Source organism: Calidifontibacillus erzurumensis, from assembly GCF_013303125.1.
In the GTDB taxonomy this organism is placed as follows: domain Bacteria; phylum Bacillota; class Bacilli; order Bacillales; family Bacillaceae_J; genus Calidifontibacillus; species Calidifontibacillus erzurumensis.
Genome location: NZ_JABTTE010000004.1, coordinates 157,054 through 181,066 on the forward strand (window position 1 = coordinate 157,054; position 24,013 = coordinate 181,066).

General features: G+C 36.5%; 25 protein-coding genes. 1 reads left to right on the forward strand and 24 read right to left on the reverse strand.

Translation table 11 applies throughout. The annotated features are described in order from the left end of the window. Window positions 1-33 precede the first annotated feature (33 nt). The 20 genes from hslU to HR057_RS05435 all read right to left on the reverse strand — a co-directional run bounded on the left by hslU (window position 34) and on the right by HR057_RS05435 (window position 17,269). On the reverse strand, window positions 34-1,425 hold the full coding sequence (gene hslU, locus HR057_RS05340) for an HslU--HslV peptidase ATPase subunit (protein ID WP_173730391.1): 1,392 nt from the start codon (window positions 1,423-1,425) through the stop codon (window positions 34-36). Between the two features lie 15 nt (window positions 1,426-1,440). After that, window positions 1,441-1,986 (reverse strand): ATP-dependent protease subunit HslV, encoded by a 546-nt coding sequence (hslV, locus tag HR057_RS05345; RefSeq protein ID WP_173730392.1) that lies wholly within the window; start codon window positions 1,984-1,986, stop codon window positions 1,441-1,443. Between the two features lie 182 nt (window positions 1,987-2,168). Continuing rightward, window positions 2,169-3,476, reverse strand: coding sequence for an FADH(2)-oxidizing methylenetetrahydrofolate--tRNA-(uracil(54)-C(5))-methyltransferase TrmFO (trmFO, locus tag HR057_RS05350; protein ID WP_173730393.1), 1,308 nt, complete (start codon window positions 3,474-3,476; stop codon window positions 2,169-2,171). A 29-nt stretch (window positions 3,477-3,505) separates the two neighbouring features. Next, window positions 3,506-5,587: a type I DNA topoisomerase gene (topA, locus tag HR057_RS05355; protein ID WP_173730394.1), complete on the reverse strand. Its 2,082-nt coding sequence runs from the start codon at window positions 5,585-5,587 to the stop codon at window positions 3,506-3,508. Window positions 5,588-5,708: 121 nt separating this feature from the next. Continuing rightward, complete coding sequence (gene dprA, locus HR057_RS05360) at window positions 5,709-6,578, reverse strand: DNA-processing protein DprA (RefSeq protein ID WP_173730473.1); 870 nt, start codon at window positions 6,576-6,578, stop codon at window positions 5,709-5,711. A gap of 57 nt (window positions 6,579-6,635) precedes the next feature. Continuing rightward, the gene (sucD, locus tag HR057_RS05365; protein WP_173730395.1) at window positions 6,636-7,538 is read right to left on the reverse strand and encodes a succinate--CoA ligase subunit alpha; all 903 of its coding nucleotides are present in this window, start codon (window positions 7,536-7,538) and stop codon (window positions 6,636-6,638) included. Window positions 7,539-7,574: 36 nt separating this feature from the next. After that, window positions 7,575-8,735, reverse strand: coding sequence for an ADP-forming succinate--CoA ligase subunit beta (gene sucC, locus HR057_RS05370; protein ID WP_173730396.1), 1,161 nt, complete (start codon window positions 8,733-8,735; stop codon window positions 7,575-7,577). 177 nt (window positions 8,736-8,912) lie between these two features. Then, window positions 8,913-9,200, reverse strand: coding sequence for a FlhB-like flagellar biosynthesis protein (locus tag HR057_RS05375; protein WP_173730397.1), 288 nt, complete (start codon window positions 9,198-9,200; stop codon window positions 8,913-8,915). Then, complete coding sequence (locus tag HR057_RS05380; RefSeq protein ID WP_173730398.1) at window positions 9,197-10,321, reverse strand: hypothetical protein; 1,125 nt, start codon at window positions 10,319-10,321, stop codon at window positions 9,197-9,199. Before HR057_RS05380 ends, HR057_RS05375 begins: the two co-directional genes overlap by 4 nt. Window positions 10,322-10,386: 65 nt before the next feature. Further along, entirely contained in the window at window positions 10,387-11,163 is a 777-nt protein-coding gene (locus tag HR057_RS05385; RefSeq protein WP_173730399.1) for a ribonuclease HII, read from the reverse strand. Window positions 11,164-11,256: 93 nt separating this feature from the next. Next, window positions 11,257-12,117 (reverse strand): ribosome biogenesis GTPase YlqF, encoded by an 861-nt coding sequence (gene ylqF / locus HR057_RS05390; RefSeq protein ID WP_173730400.1) that lies wholly within the window; start codon window positions 12,115-12,117, stop codon window positions 11,257-11,259. A gap of 13 nt (window positions 12,118-12,130) precedes the next feature. After that, entirely contained in the window at window positions 12,131-12,679 is a 549-nt protein-coding gene (gene lepB, locus HR057_RS05395) for a signal peptidase I (RefSeq protein ID WP_173730401.1), read from the reverse strand. An 83-nt stretch (window positions 12,680-12,762) separates the two neighbouring features. After that, the gene (gene rplS, locus HR057_RS05400; protein ID WP_173730402.1) at window positions 12,763-13,107 is read right to left on the reverse strand and encodes a 50S ribosomal protein L19; all 345 of its coding nucleotides are present in this window, start codon (window positions 13,105-13,107) and stop codon (window positions 12,763-12,765) included. A 132-nt stretch (window positions 13,108-13,239) separates the two neighbouring features. After that, window positions 13,240-13,974 carry a tRNA (guanosine(37)-N1)-methyltransferase TrmD gene (gene trmD, locus HR057_RS05405; protein ID WP_173730403.1) on the reverse strand — a complete coding sequence of 245 codons (735 nt, stop codon included), beginning with the start codon at window positions 13,972-13,974 and terminating at the stop codon, window positions 13,240-13,242. Then, a complete protein-coding gene (rimM, locus tag HR057_RS05410) occupies window positions 13,975-14,487 on the reverse strand; it encodes a ribosome maturation factor RimM (RefSeq protein WP_173730404.1) in 513 nt (170 codons plus the stop codon). 18 nt (window positions 14,488-14,505) lie between these two features. Next, window positions 14,506-14,889 (reverse strand): YlqD family protein, encoded by a 384-nt coding sequence (locus tag HR057_RS05415; RefSeq protein ID WP_173730405.1) that lies wholly within the window; start codon window positions 14,887-14,889, stop codon window positions 14,506-14,508. A gap of 70 nt (window positions 14,890-14,959) precedes the next feature. Then, window positions 14,960-15,187: a KH domain-containing protein gene (locus tag HR057_RS05420; RefSeq protein ID WP_173730406.1), complete on the reverse strand. Its 228-nt coding sequence runs from the start codon at window positions 15,185-15,187 to the stop codon at window positions 14,960-14,962. Window positions 15,188-15,201: 14 nt separating this feature from the next. Further along, on the reverse strand, window positions 15,202-15,474 hold the full coding sequence (gene rpsP / locus HR057_RS05425; protein WP_173730407.1) for a 30S ribosomal protein S16: 273 nt from the start codon (window positions 15,472-15,474) through the stop codon (window positions 15,202-15,204). 105 nt (window positions 15,475-15,579) lie between these two features. Then, the gene (gene ffh, locus HR057_RS05430) at window positions 15,580-16,923 is read right to left on the reverse strand and encodes a signal recognition particle protein (RefSeq protein WP_173730408.1); all 1,344 of its coding nucleotides are present in this window, start codon (window positions 16,921-16,923) and stop codon (window positions 15,580-15,582) included. A 13-nt stretch (window positions 16,924-16,936) separates the two neighbouring features. Beyond that, window positions 16,937-17,269 carry a putative DNA-binding protein gene (locus HR057_RS05435; RefSeq protein WP_173730409.1) on the reverse strand — a complete coding sequence of 111 codons (333 nt, stop codon included), beginning with the start codon at window positions 17,267-17,269 and terminating at the stop codon, window positions 16,937-16,939. Window positions 17,270-17,708: 439 nt separating this feature from the next. On the opposite strand from HR057_RS05435, the gene HR057_RS05440 reads away from it, so the two are divergent. Next, entirely contained in the window at window positions 17,709-17,948 is a 240-nt protein-coding gene (locus HR057_RS05440) for a hypothetical protein (RefSeq protein WP_173730410.1), read from the forward strand. 270 nt (window positions 17,949-18,218) lie between these two features. On the opposite strand, the gene ftsY is transcribed toward HR057_RS05440, so the two are convergent. The 4 genes from ftsY to acpP all read right to left on the reverse strand — a co-directional run bounded on the left by ftsY (window position 18,219) and on the right by acpP (window position 24,007). After that, a complete protein-coding gene (ftsY, locus tag HR057_RS05445; protein WP_173730411.1) occupies window positions 18,219-19,214 on the reverse strand; it encodes a signal recognition particle-docking protein FtsY in 996 nt (331 codons plus the stop codon). Between the two features lie 17 nt (window positions 19,215-19,231). Then, window positions 19,232-22,789, reverse strand: a complete 3,558-nt coding sequence (smc, locus tag HR057_RS05450) for a chromosome segregation protein SMC (RefSeq protein WP_173730412.1) — start codon at window positions 22,787-22,789, stop codon at window positions 19,232-19,234. A 115-nt stretch (window positions 22,790-22,904) separates the two neighbouring features. Further along, window positions 22,905-23,651: a ribonuclease III gene (rnc, locus tag HR057_RS05455; RefSeq protein ID WP_173730413.1), complete on the reverse strand. Its 747-nt coding sequence runs from the start codon at window positions 23,649-23,651 to the stop codon at window positions 22,905-22,907. 119 nt (window positions 23,652-23,770) lie between these two features. Further along, window positions 23,771-24,007, reverse strand: coding sequence for an acyl carrier protein (gene acpP / locus HR057_RS05460; RefSeq protein WP_173730414.1), 237 nt, complete (start codon window positions 24,005-24,007; stop codon window positions 23,771-23,773). Between the last annotated feature and the right edge of the window lie 6 nt (window positions 24,008-24,013).

Genomic DNA, 24,013 nt, shown 5'->3' on the forward strand with positions numbered 1-24,013 from the left:
TTACTCCTCCTACCTTTACAACGATATAAAATTTTATAATATATATTGACTTAAATCTTTATTTTTAGCGATGGAACTTAATTTTTCTTCTACATATTCAGGTGTTATTACCACCTTCTCTAGCATAATATCAGAAGCTTCGAATGATAAATCTTCAAGAAGCCGCTCTAATATTGTATGTAGACGTCTTGCTCCAATATTATCTGTCTCTTGATTGACTTCATAAGCTATTGTCGCAATTTTACGAATAGCTTCGTCAGAAAATTCAAGTTTTATACCTTCTGTTTGTAATAATGCTTGATATTGTTTAATGAGGGCATTACTTGGTTCTGTTAAGATTCTCACAAAATCATCTACCGAGAGACTTGTGAGCTCGACACGAATAGGAAAACGGCCTTGGAGTTCGGGAATTAAATCAGAAGGCTTTGCCATATGAAACGCTCCTGCGGCGATAAACAAGATGTGGTCGGTCTTGACTGGACCATATTTTGTTACTACCGTAGAACCTTCAACAATCGGCAAAATATCACGTTGTACACCTTCTCTTGAAACATCAGCAGAATGTTGGTTTTTCCCAGCAATTTTATCAATTTCATCAACGAAGATAATGCCCATTTGTTCAGCTCTTGTAACTGCTTCCCCTGTAACTTCTTCCATGTCAATCAATTTATTTGCTTCATCTTGGATCAGTACTTTTCGCGCTTCCCTAACGGTAAGTTTTCGTTTCTTTTTCTTTTTCGGGATTAATGAATTTAGGGCATCTTGCATATTCATTCCCATTTGTTCCATTCCGGAACCTTGCAATAAATCAAACATTGAAGGCTGCTGTTCTTCAACCTCTACTGTTACAATATGATCTTCCAATTCTCCAAGAGCAAGCTTATGAGCCATTTGTCTTCTTTGTTGTGCAATATTTTGATCCTCTGGCTGCTCCCTTTGGTCTTGCGGTTGATTTTGTCCCCCAAACAACATTTCTAAAGGATTTCGATATTGGGATTCTTTCTTTTTGGAGGGAACTAATAGCTCAACAAGACGTTTATTCGCATTCTCCTCAGCTTTGGCACGAACGCTATGCATTTTTTCTTCTCTAACAAGACGAACAGATGTTTCCACTAGATCCCGTACCATCGATTCTACATCTCTGCCAACATAACCGACTTCCGTAAATTTCGTTGCCTCAACTTTAATAAACGGCGCTCCTACAAGCTTAGCCAACCTTCTAGCAATTTCTGTTTTACCAACACCAGTCGGACCAATCATTAAAATATTTTTAGGGGTTATTTCGTCACGCAATTTTTCATCTAGTAACATACGGCGATAGCGATTTCTTAAGGCAACGGCAACAGCGCGTTTAGCTTTATCCTGCCCTACAATGTATTGGTCAAGGCGTTCTACGATTTGACGTGGAGTTAAATCCTTTTTCATTCCTGATCCCTCCAACTATAGTTCTTCCACAATGATATGATCATTCGTATATACGCATATTTCACCGGCAATTTCGAGTGCAGCCTTGGCAATTTCTTTTGCAGTCATCTGATCACCAGCATACCGTTTTAAAGCTCTGCCTGCAGATAATGCGTAATGCCCACCGGATCCAATCGCTAATATTCCATCATCCGGTTCAATAACTTCTCCGGTTCCAGAAATTAATAACAAGTGATTTTTATTCATAACAATAAGCATTGCTTCTAAACGTCTAAGGACTTTATCACTGCGCCATTCTTTTGCCAATTCAACAGCTGCCCGTTGTAGGTTGCCATTATATTCCTCTAGACGACCTTCGAATTTTTCAAATAAAGTAAAGGCGTCAGCAACTGAGCCGGCAAATCCTGCAATCACTTTCCCGTGATATAATTTACGAACCTTCCTTGCAGTATGTTTCATAACAACTGCATTTCCAAACGTCACTTGACCATCTCCGGCCATCGCACATTGCCCGTTATGATGAATCGCAAATATCGTCGTCGCATGAAATGAAGAATTCATAGAAAACCCCCTTATAGGAATGTCGAATGTTATACTTCTCTCAGCATTGATTTTTCTTTTCTAAACAGACATAAGAAACAGCAGCAAATTGTATATCCTTGCTGCTTCATATTTCTCTAAAGTATATATACTTTCTCAGCCCAATAAATCTTACCATATAATATACCCAAATTGCAAACTTTTCATACATAATTCATAAAATTCTGAATTGAATTTAATGCGCGTTCAGCGTGCTTCTTATATCTTTCTTGTTTATTTTTAATTTTTTCAGGTAATGGTGGAAAAAGTCCAAAGTTTGCATTCATCGGCTGAAAATTATTTGGATTCGCTGTTGTAATGTAATGGGCCATGCTTCCTAATGCTGTTTCAACAGGGAATGTTATAGGTTCTTGTCCTGCAAATAATCGGGCTGCATTTATACCGGCAATTAAACCTGCCCCTGCTGATTCAACATAACCTTCTACACCGGTCATTTGTCCAGCAAAAAAGATTTTATCATTTTTTTTCATTTGATAGGTAGGATTCAGTAAATTTGGTGAATTAATAAATGTATTCCGATGCATAACACCATATCGAACAATTTCTGCATTTTCTAACCCTGGGATCAACCGAATGACTTCTTTTTGGGCACCCCATTTCAAATGAGTCTGAAAGCCAACAATATTATATAATGAACCGGCAGCATCATCTTGCCTTAGTTGAACAACAGCGAAAGGCCTTCTTCCTGTACGCGGATCTTCCAAACCAACAGGTTTTAAAGGACCAAATAATAATGTTTTTTTCCCTCTTTTTGCCATTACTTCGATTGGCATGCACCCTTCAAAATAAATTTCTTTTTCAAATTCCTTAATAGGTGCAGTCTCCGCATTGATTAAAGCCTCATAAAAAATATTAAATTCTTCTTCTGTCATCGGACAGTTAATATAAGCAGCATCCCCTTTGTCGTATCTAGACTTCACGTACACCTTCTCCATGTTGATGCTTTCTTTTTCAACGATTGGAGCAGCTGCATCATAAAAATAAAAGTAGTCCTCTCCAGTTAATTGTTTTATTTCGTTTGATAGAGATTCTGAAGTCAAAGGTCCAGAGGCAATAATAACAATCCCTTCTGGAATTTCGCTTACTTCTTCATGAATAACCGTTATATTTGGATGACTTGTTATTTTTTCTGTAACCCTGCTGGCAAATTCATGGCGGTCGACCGCTAAGGCACCACCAGCAGGGACAGCACATTCATCTGCTGAACTTATAATTATAGAATTTAAACGTCGCATTTCCTCTTTTAAAACGCCAACCGCATTCGTTAGCGTATTAGCCCGCAATGAGTTGCTGCAAACTAATTCTGCAAATTTATCAGTATGGTGGGCAGGTGTTTGTTTATACGGCCTCATTTCATAAAGGTGCACTTTTACCCCTCTATTTGCCGCTTGCCATGCAGCTTCACTGCCGGCAAGCCCTGCCCCAATGACTGTAATAAAATCTTCGGACAAACCGAACCCTCCCGTGTTTTTCGTTTATGTTATGGCTGTGGTTCTTCTTTGTAATCGCAATTTGTGCATTGGACTTGAAGGCCTTGTTTAATTTTCTTCTCAACTAATAAACCATTGCATTTCGGACAATTTCTTGGCAATGGCTTATCCCAAGATAAAAATTCACAATCCGGGAACCTGTCACAGCCGTAGAATGTTCGTTTTTTCTTACTTTTTCTTTCAATGATATTTCCTTCTTTACATTCAGGGCATTTAACACCTATTTCTTTTACAATTGCTTTTGTATTCCTGCAGTCTGGAAAGTTAGAGCAAGCCATAAACTTACCAAAGCGCCCCATTTTATAAACCATTGGATGACCACAAAGCTCACAATCTTCGCCAGCCGGTTCATCTTTAATTTCCACTTTTTGCATTTCTTCTTCCGCAACTTTAACTCGTTTTTCGAAACTTTTATAAAACTCATCGATGACTTTAATCCAATCTTTTCGACCTTCTTCTATTTCATCAAGGCTTGTTTCCATTTTGGCTGTAAACTCCAGATCTAATATTTCTGGAAAAAACTCTACCATTAATTCATGGACAATAAGTCCTAATTCTGTCGGTACAAACCGCTTATTCTCAAGTGCAACATATCCTCTTTTTTGAATCGTATCTAGAGTCGGTGCATAGGTTGACGGCCGTCCTATCCCAAGTTCTTCTAAAGTTTTCACAAGCCGCGCCTCTGTGTATCTTGGTGGTGGCTGAGTGAAATGTTGTTTCGGGTCTATTTCTTTTGATTGCACGAGCATTCCTTCTTCAATATCAGGGAGCAAACGATCTTCTTCATTCGTTTGGTCATCATTTCCTTCCACATAAACTTTCATAAATCCTGGAAATTTTACTTTAGATCCATTTGCTCGAAAAATAACACCCTCGTTAACTAAATCGACAGTCATTGTATCCATAACTGCCGGTGCCATTTGACTTGCAACAAAACGCTCCCAAATCAGTTTATATAACCTTAATTGATCACGGCTTAACACATTTTTCAAACTGCTCGGCGTTCTTAAAGTAGAAGTAGGCCTAATTGCTTCGTGTGCATCTTGGGTATTAGCTGCTTTTTTCTCAGTTTTTTTCTCTTGTTGAGCTAAATATTCTTCTCCAAATTCAGCTCGAATAAAATTCGCAGCTTCAGCTTGTGCTGTTTCAGAAATTCTTATTGAATCTGTTCTCATATAAGTGATTAAACCAACAGTTCCTTCCTCTTTTCCAAGGTCAATTCCCTCATATAACTGCTGGGCAATCATCATCGTTTTTTTGGCACGAAAATTTAGTTTCCGAGCCGCTTCTTGCTGCAGCGATGATGTTGTGAATGGAGGTGCAGGGTTTCGTTTCCTTTCCCGCTTTTTTACAGATTGGACAGCAAAAGTTTGACCGTTCAATCTCGCCAATATTTCTTTTACTTCAGCTTCATTATGGATGTCAAGCTTATTCCCGTCAATTCCGTAAAAGTTAGCTTCAAAAATTTCTCCATCAACTTCAAATTGACCAGTAATTGACCAATACTCTTCAGGAATAAACTGTTCAATTTCTTTTTCACGGTCAATAATTAAGCGCACGGCAACCGATTGAACCCTTCCTGCACTTAACCCTTTTTTCACCTTTTTCCACAGTATAGGACTAATGTTATATCCTACAAGCCGATCAAGAATTCTCCTTGCCTGTTGGGAATTTACTAAATCTTTATTAATAGCCCGTGGATGTTTAAAAGCTTCTTTAACCGCATCTTTCGTTATTTCATTAAAAACAACGCGGCAATCAGAGTTTTCATCAATGTTAAGTACATGTGCCAAATGCCAAGCAATTGCTTCCCCTTCACGATCCGGGTCGGCTGCAAGATAGATCTTTTTCGCCTTTTTTGCAGCATTTTTTAACTCTTTTAGGATAGGTCCTTTTCCTCGAATGGTAATATACTTAGGTTCATATTGATTTTCTATATCAATGGCCGTCTGACTTTTTGGCAAGTCGCGAACATGACCCATGGAAGCTTTCACTTTATATTTTCGACCGAGATAGCGTTCGATTGTTTTAGCTTTTGCTGGTGATTCTACAATTACTAAATAATCTGCCATTAAAATGATTCCTCCCTAGCGAGGTAAAAATAAAATCTTCATTATTATTAAATACTTTTTGTAGTTTTGTCAAACATCATTTCTCAAATTATTCAAATTCATGTATATTTTTATTAATTTGTCAAAGCTCTTCCAAAATATCCTCCGCATCAATGACTAATTTAGCTCCATTTTGAATTAATCGATTTGTCCCTTGATTTGTTGCTTCCAAAATAGAACCTGGTACAGCAAACACTTCTCTCCCTTGCTCTAAAGCTTGTTCAGCTGTTATTAAAGACCCGCTCCGCTCTTTTGCTTCGATAATTAATGTCCCTTTTGACAATCCGCTAATGATTCGATTTCTAAAAGGAAAATGCCATTTTTCCGCTTTTTTATCAGGAGGAAATTCTGTTATAAGCAATTGTTCCGAAGCAATTTTTTCTGCTAATTTGCAGTTAATGGAAGGATATATATAGTTGAAGCCTGATCCTAATATAGCAATCGTATTTCCATTTTCACTTATTGCTATTTTGTGGGCTTCCGTGTCTATACCTAAGGCAAGGCCGCTGACAATTGTCCATTGATTATTGATGAGTGTCGGTAACAATTTTCTCATAACAGCATATCCATAAGGGGAAGGTTTTCTTGTGCCTACTACACTTATACATTTGCTTTGTAACAATGATATTCTTCCTTTTAAATATAAAACCCATGGTGGATCATAAATTTGCTTTAAATAGACAGGATATTCATTATCCAATATGGTCAAGGGGTGAATTCTCGCTTTTTTCAATGAGGCATATACTTCTTCCGGCCTAGTTAAATGTAAGTCTTTATAAAAATTTTCTATATTGTAGTCGGACATTTGAAATAGTGAAGAAAAATGGGGCTTTTTTAATGTGTAGATTTCTTGGAGTGAAGGATCAAAATTTATAAATTTTGCAATTGTTTTCCATCCAACACCTTTGCAACTATGTATATGAATTAAGCGCAGCTTTGTTTTATCCATAATTCCTCCGATTTTGAAAAAAAGGGCTAATCACTTTGTGACAAGCCCTTTTCTTATTTTTTATAGATTTTTACATTTTTCGTAAAGTCCTTTTTCTTTTAGGACTGAAATTAATGTTTCTCCCATCACAGCTGGAGTTTCAGCAACTTTAATTCCGCACTCATTCATCACACGGATTTTTTCATCTGCTGTACCTTTTCCGCCTGAAATAATTGCACCAGCATGTCCCATGCGTTTTCCTGGAGGTGCTGTACGTCCGCCGATAAAGCCAACAACTGGTTTCGTCATGTTTTCTTTAACCCAACGAGCAGCCTCTTCTTCAGCATTTCCTCCGATTTCACCGATCATGATAACAGCCAATGTTTCTTCATCTTCGTTAAATGCTTTTAAAACATCAATAAAGTTTGTTCCGTTTACTGGGTCTCCACCAATTCCGACAGCTGTAGATTGACCGATGCCAGCTTGAGTTAATTGGTGAACAGCTTCATATGTCAATGTACCAGAACGTGATACAACACCTACATGTCCTTTTCTATGAATATAGCCTGGCATAATGCCAATTTTGCACTCTTCTGGAGTAATTACACCAGGGCAGTTTGGTCCGATTAAACGTGTTTTCTTTCCTTCCATGTAACGTTTAACTTTTACCATATCTAGTACAGGAATATGCTCAGTAATACAAATAACAAGTTCTAATTCTGCATCTACAGCTTCCATAATTGCATCAGCTGCAAATGGTGCAGCAACATAAATAACTGATGCTGTAGCCCCAGTCGCTTTTACAGCTTCTTCCACTGTATTGAAAACAGGTACTCCTTCAACTTCTGTTCCACCTTTTCCAGGTGAAGTTCCCCCAACAATTTTTGTTCCATATTCTAACATTTGTTGTGTATGAAAACGGGCCGTTTTCCCGGTAATCCCTTGAACAATTACTTTTGTATCTTTGTTTATAAATACAGCCACTCTACATTCTCCTTCCTTGATCAAGTTCCTTTATAATTAACGAACTAATGAAACGATTTTTTCTGCACCGTCTGCCATTGACTCAGCAGCAACAATTTCAATGTCGGACTCAGCAAGGATTTTCTTACCAAGTTCCACATTTGTTCCTTCTAAACGAACAACTAATGGAACTTTCAAGCCAACTTGTTTAGCAGCTTCAACTACACCAGTCGCAATTACGTCACATCTCATGATACCACCAAAGATGTTTACAAAAATTCCTTTAACATTTGGATCGGAAAGGATAATTTTAAATGCTTCCGTAACTTTTTCAGCAGTAGCACCGCCGCCAACATCAAGGAAGTTCGCTGGTTCTCCACCATAGTATTTAATAATATCCATCGTTGCCATCGCTAGACCAGCACCATTTACCATGCAGCCGATGTTGCCATCTAATGCGATATAGCTTAAATCATATTTAGATGCTTCAATTTCTTTTGGATCTTCTTCATCTAAATCACGCAACGCTTCAACATCCTTATGACGATATAAAGCGTTTGAATCAAAGTTAAGTTTTGCATCAAGTGCCATTACATTTCCATCGCCTGTAACAACCAATGGGTTAATTTCTGCGATTGAGCAATCTTTATCGATATAGGCATTATACAAGCCCATCATAAATTGTACTGCTTTATTAACGAGTTCATTTGGAATATTGATTTTATAAGCTAAACGGCGTGCTTGGAATGGCTGTAAGCCTACCGCTGGATCGATGACTTCTTTGAAAATTTTCTCTGGTGTTCTTGCAGCAACTTCTTCAATTTCAGTTCCGCCTTCTTCTGAAGCCATCATTACAACGCGGGAAATTGCTCGGTCCAAGACAAGCCCTATGTAATATTCTTTCTTAATATCGCAACCCTCTTCAATCAACAAACGTTTGACCTCTTTTCCTTCTGGTCCTGTTTGGTGAGTTACAAGAGTTTTGCCTAATAGTTCTTCAGCATATTGTTTTACTTCTTCTAAACTTTTTGCGACCTTTACGCCCCCTGCTTTTCCGCGGCCGCCAGCATGGATTTGCGCTTTCACAACCCATACATTGCTGTTTAATGTTTTTGCTGCTTCAACAGCTTCCTCAACAGTAAAAGCAACCTTTCCGTTTGGAACTGCCACCCCGTATTGTCTGAGGATTTCTTTCCCTTGATACTCGTGGATATTCATTCTCCATCCTCCTATCTCTTTGTAACAATTTGGACACAATTTTTGGACTACCTGTTTTATTTTATAGTAGTTTTACATCCAGTGTCTATATTTCTACAAAATTTTATAGAATCCTTTTAAAAAAATTTTTATTGCAAAAAAGGCCATTTATTTATAAGGATTGACAAATAAAAGTAATTATTTGTTATTTTTTAGTGAATGGTCTACTTTATAAAGAAATGCAAATATTTCAGCTACAACTTGATATAATTCCTCTGGAATCGCCTCATCGATTTCAAGTTGCCCTAACAACTCAACTAATGTTGGGTCTTCTTGAATAGGAATATGATGTTGTTCGGCTTTTTCTAAAATTTTATGAGCAATTTCCCCCTTTCCTTTTGCAACGACTCTTGGTGCAACGTCTTTTGACTGATCATAAGAAAGAACAACTGCTTCTTTTCTTTTATGAAGATAATCATTTTTCATATTTTTAAATCCACTCCACTTTTTTGTTCGATTTGTGAAAATGGCATTATCTTATTCTTATGATTTTCCTTTGGAGTCCCTTTTTTCTCAAAAGGAAGTACAGCTATGTCTGTTAATTGATATTTCAATAATGCCAAGCGCTCTTTTAAAACTAAATGGAATGCTTTTAGAGTCGAATGTTCTATTGAATCATTATAAATTTGAATATTAACAATTCGATTTTGGATTTTACAATCAACGAATAATTCTTTCAGCATTTCCAGTTCTAAAAAGAAAATGAGACGACAATAATTTGGGTCAATTTGCCCATTTTTTTGTTTTTTTGCTGTCCATTGTAATATGAAATCCGTTCCATGATCATTTAATAGGAGTGGAAAATGCCATAAATACGTTTGAAGCAGTCCTTCCTGTTCAAAATTCAAAAGCTTTAGACCGATGATTCGTTGCAACAATGGCTCAATTTTTTTAACTACTTGCCCGTTTTTTGTTTCTTGTAAAACTTTTGTTAACAATGACCTTAGAGATTGTTCATTTTCTTCGTGGTGAATGCCAATCTTTTGTACAAGCTTTTTTATAGCTATGGCAATCTCTTTACTATTATTCCAAAAATTTTCATTTTCACTATTGTTTTTTAAAAGTTTTGCAATTGACGTCTCAATGTTTTCTTCGATCAACTTTAGATCATTAAATATTTTCGTATGTTCCGGAACCTCTCTTAGAACTTCCGTCACAATTTTCAGTTGTTCGATCATCGTCGTTTCCGTATCAAGGGCAGCTGATAGTACATTTAAAACGCTTTTTGTGATTGGCAAATCCCTTTCTAGTGCCAATCTGATCAATTGAAAGGCAGCTGGCAACGAGTTTTGCTCGTTTTGACTAATCCATTGACTAACGCTTTTAAGCATTTCTTTTGATAAAGAAATCCTTTCTTTCAACAGTAATGCGAGTAAATGTCTGTTTTTCGCATTATCTGGAAGTTCAAGAGTTTTTAATAAAGACAAAAGATCGGTGCTCCTTTTTGTATCAAATGAATTTGCAGCACTTTTTCCGTCTTTTTCATATAAAGTTTGACTTTTTACGAAAATATCATTTTGCAATAATGATCTTATGATCGAATTCATTTCCACCACTTTGAACAATCCTCTCGGTTAATTGAAATATTTGTGAATCGATAGTGTTTAGGAATTTAGCTTTTTGCATATTCTTTTACAGGTGCAAAAGAAGAGCGGTGCTCACTAATGATCCCGAATGTTTCAATTGCTTTGAGATGTTGATTCGTTCCGTAACCCATATGGGTTTCAAATCCATATTGCGGATATCGTTTGCCCAAATCTTTCATGTAACGATCTCTAGTTACTTTCGCAATAATGGAGGCAGCAGCAATAGAAACACTTTTGGAGTCGCCTTTTACAATCGATGTTTGCGGAATAGAAAGAGGAACTTCCATCGCATCAATCAATAAATATTCAGGTTTTATTGACAGATTCTGAACTGCTCTTACCATTGCTAGTTTGGAAGCTTGATAAATATTAAGTTCGTCTATTTCCTTTGCCGTTGCTATACCAATTCCAATGCAGAGAGCGTGGGTCTCAATATATTGATAAAATAATTCACGCTTTTTTTCTGTCAATTTCTTTGAATCGTTTAATCCAGGCAGAAAAAAATCATTCTTTAAAATTACAGCTGCTGCAACAACAGGTCCAGCTAATGGGCCTCTGCCTGCTTCATCAATACCTGCGATCCTATGTATATTATTGTTGCGGAGATCATTTTCATAACTCGACATTTTGACAAACTGTTCTTTAAGCTTACGGCGCTCAGCTTGTTCTTTTAACCATTTTTTATAAAGAAGCTGAACACCTTTACGCTCATCGTTTTTGATTTCAATTAAGAAATTTTCATCAATTGCTCTATCATCCAAATCTTTTAAAATAGCTTCTATTTCTTTAATTGTTTTTGCCATAAAAAATCTCTCTTCCCTACTTATTGTTATCTTTTATATCGGAAACTGTATAAAAAAATAAAGAAGGCGTCAAGCATTAAAATACCTGACACCTTATAAGAGTATATCCGCTGGTTTTTCAAATGTGATTCGCCCTAATTTTCCAGAACGAAGGTCCCGTAAAATTAACTCTGCTGTTTTATCGTAGTCAACGAGGCCTCCACTCATGAAACAACCTCTTAGTTTGCCGATTTGATCAAAAAGTTCAACAATCTCTACATCCAATTTTTCCAATTGGTAGCGTTCCATCAGCCGTTCAGGATATTCTTTAATTAAAAACTTCAAAGTAAAAACGGCTAAATCTTGAAAATCAAGTAAATTTTCTTTAATTGCACCAGTAACTGCCAACCGGTAGCCGACATTTTCATCATCAAATTTAGGCCATAATATCCCCGGTGTATCGAGAAGTTCGAACTCTTTTCCTACCTTGATCCAAGATTGCGCAGTTGTTACACCTGGGCGGTCACCTGTTTTTGCAATCGTTTTGTTTGCAAGCCGGTTAATTAATGTCGATTTTCCTACATTTGGAATTCCGATAATTAAGGCGCGGATTGCTCTAGTATTTTTAATCCCTTTTGCCCTCATTTTCGCAAACTTTTCTTCGGTTAACTCCTTACAAGCAGCGATAATTTTTTTCATATCATCCTTCTGATGGGCATTGATTGCAAGACTTAAAATACCTTGCTCATTAAAATACGCAATCCAATCATCCGTTTTAACTGGATCTGCTAAATCAGCTTTATTCAGCAAAACAACTCGTGGTTTTCCTGAAACAATTTCATCAATCATCGGGTTTCGCGATGAATAAGGAATTCTTGCATCTACTAGTTCCAAAACAACATCTATTAATTTTAATTTTTCAGTAACCTGGCGCTTCGCTTTTGCCATATGGCCAGGAAACCATTGGATAGTCATAGCCGTTCACGTCCTATTTAATGATTTTGAAATCACTTGGAGGCCAATAGACGATATTTGTTTTTCCTAAAACTTGATCCATGCTAATCGTTCCAATTATGCGGCTATCTTTGCTAAAGCGGCGGTTATCGCCAAGAACGAACAAATGTCCTTCCGGTACCCGATCCAAACCGGTTACTTCTTCAAGGGTGAAATCATAGGTTAAAGGTCCATCCGCTTTTTTCTTAGCTTCTTCTAAAAAAGGTTCCTCTACCGGTTTCCCATTTATATATAAAACATCATCTTTATAGGCCACATGTTCGCCAGGCAATCCGATAACCCGTTTAATATAATCACGGTCTTCTGTTGCATGAAAAACGATAATATCAAATCTTTCTGGTTCACCAATTTTATAGCCAATTTTATTAACAATCATTCGATAATGGTCTTCCAATGTCGGCATCATCGACTCGCCATCAACAACGATCGGAGCGAACAAAAAGAGTCGAATACCCCCAGCCAACAATACCGCAATAATCAAAGCTTTAATCCATTCCCAGACCTCGTTATTCTTTTGGGACATACCTGTTCCTCCAAAAAATTTATATAGTAAAAGATGGTAGGTTGGAAAAAGGAGCTTGTGAACCAAGCTCCTTTTTTTGCAAACTATCGAATTTCTTTAATACGAGCTGCTTTACCGCGTAGTTCGCGCAAGTAATAAAGTTTTGCACGACGAACTTTACCACGGCGGATAACTTCAATTTTCGCAATTTTTGGTGTATGCAATGGGAATGTACGTTCAACGCCTACACCGTAAGAAACTTTACGAACTGTAAATGTTTCGCTAATTCCGCCGCCACGACGCTTAATAACGACACCTTCAAAAATTTGGATACGTTCGCGGTTCCCTTCAACTACTTTTACGTGAACTCGTAAAGTATCACCAGGGCGGAACGCAGGAATATCCGTTCTTAATTGATCTTTTGTGATGTCATGAATTAATTGTTGCATCGTATTCACTCCTTCCACACAGATGCTCATGTATGATTAATCTTCTACATACAGCGGAACATCGTTTTCAAACTTGAACATCGTTCAAGCACAGGGATTAATATACCATAAATAAACAACCATTTCAATAGCCTACTCGCCTTTCTGAAACTCTTCAAGCCACTTTTTCTCTTGTTCAGAAAGAATTCTACCTTTTAATAAATCAGGTCTTCTAATAAAAGTTCTTCTCAACGCTTCTTTTGCACGCCATTCTTCAATTTTCTTATGATTTCCTGAAAGTAATACTTCTGGAACTTTCATACCTTTGTAATCAGCAGGCCTTGTATAATGAGGATGTTCCAACAAACCGCTGCTATAGGAATCTAAGCGCGCTGATTCTTCATTGCCTAGAACCCCTGGTAGAAGACGAACGACGCTGTCAATAATCACCATACTTGCTAACTCGCCACCTGTTAGCACATAATCACCAATTGATAGTTCATCAGTAACAAGATGTTCCCGAATTCGTTCATCATAACCTTCATAATGTCCACAAATGAATATGAGATGATCCTCTTTTGCCAATTCTTCCGCTTTTTTTTGAGTATATGTTTCTCCTTGTGGACACATCAAAATGATTCTTGTCTTATTATTTTTATTAGATGTAAGATGTTGAACCGCATCAAAAATTGGTTGAGGGGTTAATACCATCCCTGCTCCACCGCCGTACGGATAATCATCCACTTTTTGATGTTTATCTTTTGAAAAGTCGCGGAAGTTATGAACATGATAAGAAACGATATTCCTTTCTTGAGCTTTTTTTAAAATTGATTGATTGAATACACCGGTAAACATGTCAGGAAACAATGTTAAAATGTCTATTTTCATTTACAGTAACCCTTCCATCATATGCACAATTACTTTTTTATTTTCGACATCAACACGTTTAACAACATCTTCAATATATGGTAAAAGCAAATCTTTTTCACCTTGTCTTTTTACAACCCAAACATCGTTAGCACCAGGTGAAAGAATTTCTTTTATTTCGCCAAGTTTGACTCCTTCTTCAGTTAAAACAGTGCAGCCAATAATCTCATGGTAGTAAAACTCATTTTCATCTAGTTCACCAAGCTGATCTTCTCTAATTTTTAACATTTTCCCTTTAAATTTTTCAACATCATTGATATTGTCATAGCCTTCAAATGTTAAAAGGTGAAAGTTTTTATGCAAACGATGGGACGCAACTTTTACCTCTACAAATTCGTTTCGTCCAACCTCTATAAACAAAAGACTTCCTTTTTTATAACGTTCTTCTGGAAAATCGGTGGATGAAAGAATTCTTACTTCACCTCTTACTCCATGGGTGTTGACGATTTTTCCAACATTATAATATTTCGGCAATTGCAACGAACCTCCCATCTAGCGAATTTCAGAGACTATTCCATCTTTAATGACGATTGTTCGATCTTTTGTAATCTCATCCCAATAATCTCCGACAGATACTTCAATAATGGCAGGAATCTCGGTTTCTTTCAATTCTGTCCCAATCGGCAATAATTCAAGCTGCTCCAATTGAAATTCCAGTAATTTCACTTTTTCAGTTCGAATAGAAATTTCTTGGTCAAATCGGGATGATGCATTTCCAAAACTTTTTTTTATTTTTTCAAATTTTTTCTTTTCAAACCGGAGCTGGTCAATTTCTTTTTTCAATTGCAATATTTGCTGTTCGAACTTTTGGTGAAGCTGCTTTTTGCTTTTTTCTGTTAATACTTGGTTTACGTTTATATTGCGAATAATCTTCACAACAACACCACCTTCTTATGAAAGGAGAAAGCGTTCGAGTATGAAAAAAGGGAGAGGTATACCCTCGCCCTTACATAATATCTAGGTGAATCTTTTTCTCTTCATTTCCATGCGCTGCATGGAGCACTGTTCGGATCGCTTTTGCAATCCGTCCTTGTTTTCCTATCACTTTTCCAATATCTTCTTTATGAACAGTCAAACGGTAAACAACTTGTTTGTCATCCTCTTCTTTCGTAATGACAATATCATCTGGATGATCAACAAGTGATTTTACAATCGTTTCAATGAGAGCTGTCATATTAATCACACAACTTACTTAGAATGTCTTAAGTTGTGGAACTTTTCTAAGATGCCTTGTTTTGAGAATAAATTGCGCACAGTGTCAGATGGCTTTGCTCCGTTTTGTAACCATTTAAGAGCAGCTTCTTCATTAATTTTTACTTCTGCAGGATTTGCAACTGGATTATAGTAACCAATTTCTTCAATAAAACGTCCATCACGTGGTGAACGAGAATCTGCCACTACGACACGATAGAAAGGAGCTTTCTTTTGCCCCATGCGCTTTAAACGAATTTTTACTGCCATATTTAATCTACCTCCAATATATTTTACACATTTTTAAATACTATCAAGTTTTGTTCTGTTTGTAAAGTAATTTTTATTGACACATAATTTGTAATAATTACGGGCCTACATAAAAGGAAATTTAAATCCTTTTTTCTTTCCTTTCATATTCATAGAAGTCATTTGCTTAAACATTTTTTTCATGTCTTCAAATTGCTTAAGCAAACGGTTTACCTCTTGAACAGGTCGTCCAGAACCTTTAGCGATGCGCTTTTTACGGCTAGCATTTATGATTTCAGGATGAATTTTTTCTTCTTTCGTCATCGATTGGATGATCGCTTCAACATGCTTGATTTGTTTTTCATCGATTTTTAAATCTTTTAAGCCTTTAATTTTATTTGCGCCTGGAAGCATGCTTATTAACTCATCAAGGGGGCCTAGCTTGCGAACTTGTGCTAGCTGCTCAAGAAAATCATCAAAAGTGAATGTCATCGTACGCATCTTTTCTTCGAGTTCTTTCGCTTTTTCTTGGTCAACGGTCGCCTGTGCCTTTTCAATTAAAGTTAGAACATCACCCATTCCAAGAATTCTTGATGCCATTCGTTCTGGATGGAAATCTTCCAATTGATCAAGCTTTTCACCCATCCCGACAAACTTAATCGGAATATTGGTTACCGCTTTAATTGATAAAGCAGCCCCTCCGCGCGTGTCGCCATCAAGTTTTGTCAAAATGGCTCCAGTTACACCTAGCTGTTCATTAAAGCTTTGAGCAACGTTCACGGCATCTTGACCGGTCATCGCATCGACAACAAGGAAAATCTCATCAGGGTTAGATATTTCCTTCATTTCCTTTAACTCATTCATTAACGCTTCATCAATATGTAGACGGCCTGCCGTATCAATTAATACATAATCATAATGCTCTTCCTTGGCCTTTTCAATGGCCTGCTTGGCAATTTCAACTGGGCTAACTTGATCACCTAATGAAAAAACAGGTATATTCAGTTGTTTTCCAAGTGTTTCTAGCTGCTTAATTGCAGCTGGACGGTAAATATCTGCAGCGACTAAAAGCGGTTTTCGATTATATTTTTTTCGCAGCAAATTGGAAAGCTTACCGGTCGTTGTTGTTTTACCAGCACCTTGCAAACCAACCATCATAATAACGGTTGGCGGCCGGTTGCTAACTGCAATTTTGCTTTGCGTACCACCCATCAGTTCTGTTAATTCTTCTTGAACAACTTTAATGACTTGCTGGCCTGGTGTTAAGCTTTTCATCACTTCTTGGCCAACAGCGCGTTCTTTAACACGCTTTACGAAATCTTTTACAACTTTGAAGTTAACATCCGCTTCCAATAATGCTAAGCGTACTTCGCGCATCATTTCATTTACATCTTCTTCGGTTACTTTACCTTTACCGCGAATTCGCTGAATCGTCTGTTGCAGTCGGTCGGCTAAACCTTCAAACACCATGACATGCCGCCTCCTAATCTAATTTCTCAAGGGAGTCGATACATTCAAGTATAGGTCCCTTTTCTCCTTCAAGTTCTTCCAAATATTTTCTAAGCTGTTCGACAAGTTGTTGTCGTTGTTGATATTTTTTTAAAAGATGTAGTTTGCTTTCATAATCTTCAAGCATCATCTCTGTTCGTTTGATATTATCATAAACAGCTTGTCTTGAAATACCAAACTCTTCAGCAATTTCACCAAGTGAATAATCATCAAGGTAATATAAGGACATATAATTCCGTTGCTTTGGGGTTAACAACAATTGATAAAAATCAAACAGATAATTCATCCTTGTTGTCTTTTCAAGCATCAAATAACCCCCTTGTTAAGTAAATTACCTTTACAGTTTTACATCATACAATGCAAGCTTGCAATTGTCAAGGGGATGCTTGTACGGTCCTCATAAGCAAATAATTTTCGATTGTTTGATTCACAAATTTTTAAATAACGAAAAACAAAAATTTACTATAATTGTTTTTATTTGGAAATGTAAGAGTACAATAATAATATTCTTTCAATGCTAACTTACTAGAGCAGAAACAGAAAATATAACTTTCAGCAATTTAAATTTTACAATTTTTTAGCAAAAACATGTAGTATACATAGAACATGCTTTTTTACCTAAATAAGTATATTGAAATGTTAAATCATATAAATTTAAAACATCAGAATCCCTACTTTAAATTATCGTACACAACTAATACTTCTAACAAAATAATTTAGACGTTTCATTCAAAAAAGGAGTGCTTTTGAAAGATATGGAGGCAAGAAAGACAAAAAAGAAATTAAAAATATTTTATATAATCTTTTTTACTATTTTTTTAATCCTTCCTTTAGGAATATATGTTTACTTCCAATATCAATTAAACTCTTTAGAAAAAGAGACATTAAATCATTTATATAATCATGGATATCGAGACATTGATCTAAAAGAGGTTGATACAACTTTTCAATTTGGTTCCCGTTTTGTCACGAAAATCATTTTTTAAGATGAACCTTATGTAACATATGAATTTATAAAAAGATACGATAAAATCATTTTACTAGACCCTCAAAGTAGAGTTAGTGAATACAAGTTTAAGCATTGGGATGGAAGTGAATTAATAAATAAACAATAAGTTTCATCAAAAAATCCCCCTGTTTGAAAGGGGGATTGAATATATTTATGACAACTCAGGTCTTTTAATGTAAATGGAATTTCTAGGATGGATGGGAAGTTATGGCTTCGAACCAAGCATTCACCCTTCCTATCCAACTAATTATGATTCCACTTCTTCTTTATCAATCATTTCTGCAAACAAACCATACACAAATTGTTCTGGATCAAATTCCTCTAAGTCTTCCATTTTTTCTCCAAGCCCAACTAGTTTAACTGGAGTTTTTAACTCATGGCGTATTGCAAGGACAATACCACCTTTGGCTGTCCCATCAAGTTTCGTTAGAACAATTCCTGTCACATTTGTTGCTTCTCCAAATTGTTTTGCTTGACTCATTGCATTTTGACCTGTTGTTGCATCTAAAACTAATAATACTTCATGCGGTGCTCCAGGCACTTCGCGTTCAATGACACGTTTAACTTTTTCAAGTTCCTTCATTAGGTTTACTTTGTTTTGCAACCGTCCAGCCGTATCGCAAATTAAGATATCAACTTTTCGGGATTTTGCTGCTTGAATAGCATCATATATTACAGCTGCCGGGTCGGAACCTTCCGAATGCTTAATAACGTCAACTCCGACACGTTCGCCCCATACTTCCAATTGTTCGATCGCACCTGCTCGGAATGTATCTCCTGCTGCAAGCAAAACCGTTTTTCCTTCGTTTTTCAGTTTGTGAGCCAATTTTCCGATTGTTGTCGTCTTTCCTACACCATTAACACCTACAAAAAGAATGACCGTCAACCCATCTGGTTGAATATTTAATTTTGCTGTTGTTTGATCATCATTAGTAAACAATTCAACGAGCTTTTCAGAAATAACCGCTTGCACGGCTTTAGGATCTTGAATGTTGCGTTTTTTTACCTCAGTTTTAAGCATATCGATTAGATCCATTACGGTTGTAACACCAACATCAGCGCTTATTAAAATTTCCTCTAATTCTTCAAAAAACTCTTCATCCACTTTTCGATAGCGAGCGACTAAATCATTTACTTTTTCTGCAAAAGAATTTCTTGTTTTCGACAAACCTTCTTTAAATTTCTCTGTAACAGCATCTGTCTTTTGGGCAATTTTTTCTTTTAATTTCTTAAAAAAACTCAAAGGAAACGCCTCCTTCATTAACTATTCAGCAATTGTTTAGAATCTTCAAGGCGTACAGAAACGAGTTTTGATATTCCCGATTCCTGCATCGTAACCCCATACAAAACGTCAGCTTCTTCCATCGTTCCTTTTCTATGAGTGATCACTATAAATTGCGTTGTTTTGCTTATCTTTTTTAAATAAGTTGCAAAACGTGCTACATTGGCATCATCTAAAGCAGCTTCTACTTCATCAAGGACACAAAACGGCACCGGCCTTACCCTTAAAATGGCAAATAACAATGCAATCGCCGTTAATGCACGTTCACCGCCGGACAGTAAACCTAAATTTTGCAGCTTTTTCCCCGGAGGTTGAGCGATTATGTCAACCCCTGTGTTTAATAAATCGTCAGGTGCCGTTAAAATCAAATCAGCTCGTCCACCACCGAAAAGCTCTTTAAAAACTTGTTCAAACTCGGCTTTTATACTAAAAAAAGATGATTCAAACCGTTTTTTCATTTCTTCATCCATTTCCGAAATCACTTGATGAAGTGTATGTTTTGCCTCTAATAGATCATTTTTTTGAGTTGATAAAAACTGATAACGCTCTGAAACTCGATCAAATTCATCAATGGCACCAATATTAACAGTTCCAAGTTCTTCAATTTCCATTTTAATTAATTTTAATTTTTGTTTTGCTTCATCACGATCCATCGTTAAAGGATATTTTGCTTTTGCCGCTTCGAATGAAAGCTTATATTCTTCCCAAAGTTGGTTTAGTTTATTTTCCAACTCGACATCTAGACGATTAATTTTAACTTCTTCTTCTTTCGTTGCTTCAACCATTTGTTTATGTTGACGTCTTAGCTCTTTGTTTTCTCGGGATAAATCTTCAAGTTTTATTTGTTGCTGATATCTTTCTTCTCGCCGGCTCTTAATGAGGTCCAACGTTTGTTCTTTTTCTGCATTTTTCTCCATAAACAATTGATCCAATTTTCCTTCACCGGAAACATTGGTAGTAATTTCATCATTTAAAATTTGCAAATCCTGTCTTAAACGAATTACCTGCTCCTCTGCTTGATTTCGTTCTTTTTCGAGGCGTCTACATTCGTCCTCTGCATTTTTAACGAGCTGCCTTTTTTCTGCTGCCAACACTTTTAATTCTGTTACTTTTTGCTGCAAGTCGGCTTTTGATGATTCTTCGTTTTTCTTTTGTGATGATAGGTCAGCAATTCGTTTATCAAGTGCTGTAATTTCTTTTTCTAAATTATTTAGTTTTTCTATTGTTTCATCATGTTTGTTTATCACATCAGTTTTTTCTTTCATTAGACCTTCTATTTCAAGATCGTAAAGTTTTAACCGTTCATTTACATTTTTTTCTTCTACTTCAAGTTCTCTAATTGATCCTTTTAATTGTTCTTCTTCGATCCTCACCGTTTCGCAAATTTCCTTTAATTGGGCCAATTGCCTTTCATGTTCTTGAATCGTTTCCTTCAATGTTTTTACTTGTTGTTCCAAAGCTTCTGTTTTTCGTTCCATTTCAGGCAATTTTCGATTTATATCTTCTAGTTCCCTTTGTCGTGTAAAAAGAGAGGTTGTTTTTTGTTTAATCGTTCCTCCTGTCATCGAACCGCCTGGATTAACAACATCACCATCAAGTGTCACAACTCGATAACGGTGACCAAGTGTTTTGGCGATTTCATTCGCCCCTTTTAATTCTGTAGAGATGATTACGTTCCCTAATAAATTTTCGATAACATCCTTATATGTAGGGTCAAATGTTACCAAAGAAGAGGCAATCCCTACAAAAGAAGGATGGTTTTCAATAAGGATTTTTTGCGAAGCCGGAATTGATCTACCTTTCATGACAGACATCGGCAAAAATGTCGCTCTTCCGAAATGATTATTTTTTAAATAAGCGATTGCTTGACGAGCATGACTCTCATGTTCAACGATGATATGCTGCATGGCGCTGCCCAAGGCAACTTCTATGGCTGTTTCATACTGTTTTCCAACGTTGATCAGCTCTGCAACAGCACCCCTTACACCAGGCAACTTTGCAAGCAATACTTCTTTTACACCTTGTAAAAAGCCTGCATAATCTTCCCGCATCTCTTCAAGCATTTCCTTACGGGTTTTAAATTTTTGCAGGTATTGGTAAGCTTGATAAAGCTGTGTTTCTTTTTTATGATATTCATCCCGTTTTTTTTCTAGTTCCAGCCCAAGTTTCCTAAATTCGTGCAAATGAGATTGTAAAGCTCCTTGTTTTTCTTCTCCTTTTTTTATCAGGGCTGCTTTTTTTTCCTCAAATTCTTTTCGGAGCAATAAATATTTTTCATTGTCCTGATCTAAGTAAATTTTTCGCTTTTCGAACTGAGCAAGCTGGTCTTCCAAGTGGACTTTCTCGTTTTTAAGGGATGCTTGTTTATTTAATAAATCTATGTAATCACTTTTTAAATGCTCTAATTCAGCATCAATATCAACGCTTGCTCTAGAAAGCTTGTTTTCAAATTTGAGCAAATCTTGTTGAACATTTTCAAGTTTTTTCTGATGCTCTTGTAAAACTTTCGTTTGTTCAAGTAATTCCGCCTCAAGTTCTATCATCTTCTTTTGTAGTAGTTCTATGTTTTGCTCCAGTTGTGCGCGGTTTTCATTTTTATTTTTTTTTCTTTCTTTCAATACTTCCCTTTGGCCCTCAATCTTTTCCAATTCATTACTCGTTATTAGTAAAACTTCTTGAAGTTCTGTAATGGAATCGTCTAGCACTTGGATTTGTTCCCGAAGAGCTTCTATTTCAGCTTCTTGCATTTGGATTTTCGTTAGCAAATCCATTTCAAGATCTTTATGTTCTTCAAATTGTTTTAATAACTGTTCCCAATTTTGATGCAGTTCTTCTATTTCACAAACGGTTAGAGCCACTTCTATTTTTTCTAATTCTGCTTTCTTTTCTAAATATTCTTTTGCAATCGATGACTGAATTTTTAAAGGCTCCAATTGATTTTCAATTTCATGAAGAATATCGTCCACCCGATTTAAATTTTCTTGCGTTTCCATTAACTTAACTTCTGCTTTTTTCTTGCGGTTTTTATATTTTAAAACACCTGCTGCTTCTTCGAAGATTGTACGGCGGTCTTCCGGTTTACTGCTAAGGATTTCTTCCACCTTTCCTTGGCTGATAATCGAAAAAGCTTCACGTCCAAGACCTGAATCCATAAATAAATCGATAATATCTTTTAAGCGGCATGGCTGTTTATTAATATAAAACTCGCTTTCTCCTGAACGATACACCCTTCTTGTCACACTAACTTCATGATAATCAAGCGGTAAAAATTGATCATCATTTTCTAAAGTTAAAGTTACCTCAGCAACATTAAGAGCCTTTCTCGTGTCACTGCCGGCAAAAATAATATCTTCCATTTTAGAGCCCCGAAGCGACTTGGCTGATTGTTCACCTAAAACCCAGCGGATGGCATCTGTAATATTGCTCTTTCCGCTGCCATTCGGACCGACAATCGCCGTTACACCTTGAACAAAATCAACTGAAGTCCGATCGGCAAAAGCTTTGAAGCCGATAATATCTAGGCGTTTTAAATACATTACTGTTTTCCCCTCCCTCGTTCAAGGCGTTTCTTTGCAATAAAACTCAAGCATACTGGTTCCAAGTCTTTCACCTATTCGATGAAAAACTAAGTAACAGTACGTTTGAGCTTCCTTATGTGTTATTATTTTTTAGCTGTTCAAGTACAGTTAACGCTTCTTTGGCAGCATTTTGTTCGGCCTCTTTTTTTGATTTCCCAAAACCAGTTCCGAGAATTTCACCATTTAATGTAACTCGTGCAACAAACTCGCGATTATGAGCAGGACCTTTTTCTTGAATGATGAGATATTCTATATGGCCTTGTCCTTTCCGTTGTACAATTTCTTGCAACTGACTTTTGAAATCCATAACATGAAAAAATGCGCCCTCACTTATTTTTGGAAATACTACTTGTTGTAAAAACTCAAAAACTTTTTCAAGACCTTGGTCAAGATAAAGTGCACCAATAAAAGCTTCAAAAACATCCGCCAGTAAGGCAGGTCTCGTTCTTCCGCCTGTTAACTCTTCGCCTTTTCCTAATAAAACATAATCGCCAAATGAAAGCTGGTTAGCAAAATTAACTAATGAAGGTTCACATACAACAGCTGCCCGAAGCTTCGTTAAATCCCCTTCACTCATCAATGGGTAGTGATTAAATAAGTAGTGGGACACAGTTAGTTCCAAAACCGCATCTCCTAAAAACTCCAACCTTTCATTATCTTCAGATGGTTTAATTCGATGTTCATTCACATAGGAAGAATGTGTAAAAGCTTGTATTAAAAGTTCTTCTCTTGAAAAATGAATGTTAAGCTTCTCTTGCAATTCGTGAAATTTCTGTTTTTGCTTTAATCCGATTTTTTTATCTTTTTTTCTTATTGGCATTGATTCAAAACCCTCCACAAACAAATGCGCAGTATGTATGTATCTATTTAAACTTGATGTTTTACTCAATTTGATGACATAAAATTGGAGAAAGCCCCGTGAATCCACGGGACTCTTCATTATTTTGCGTGTTCTTTTATGTAGTTAACAGCATCTCCTACAGTAGTAATTTTTTCTGCATCTTCATCAGAAATTTCCATATCGAATTCATCTTCTAGTTCCATTACTAATTCAACTACATCTAGGGAATCTGCACCTAGGTCATCTTTAAAAGAAGCTTCCAAAGTAACATCAGCCTCTTCAACACCTAAGCGGTCTACAATAATTTTTTTAACACGCTCTAGTACATCTGCCATCGTTCG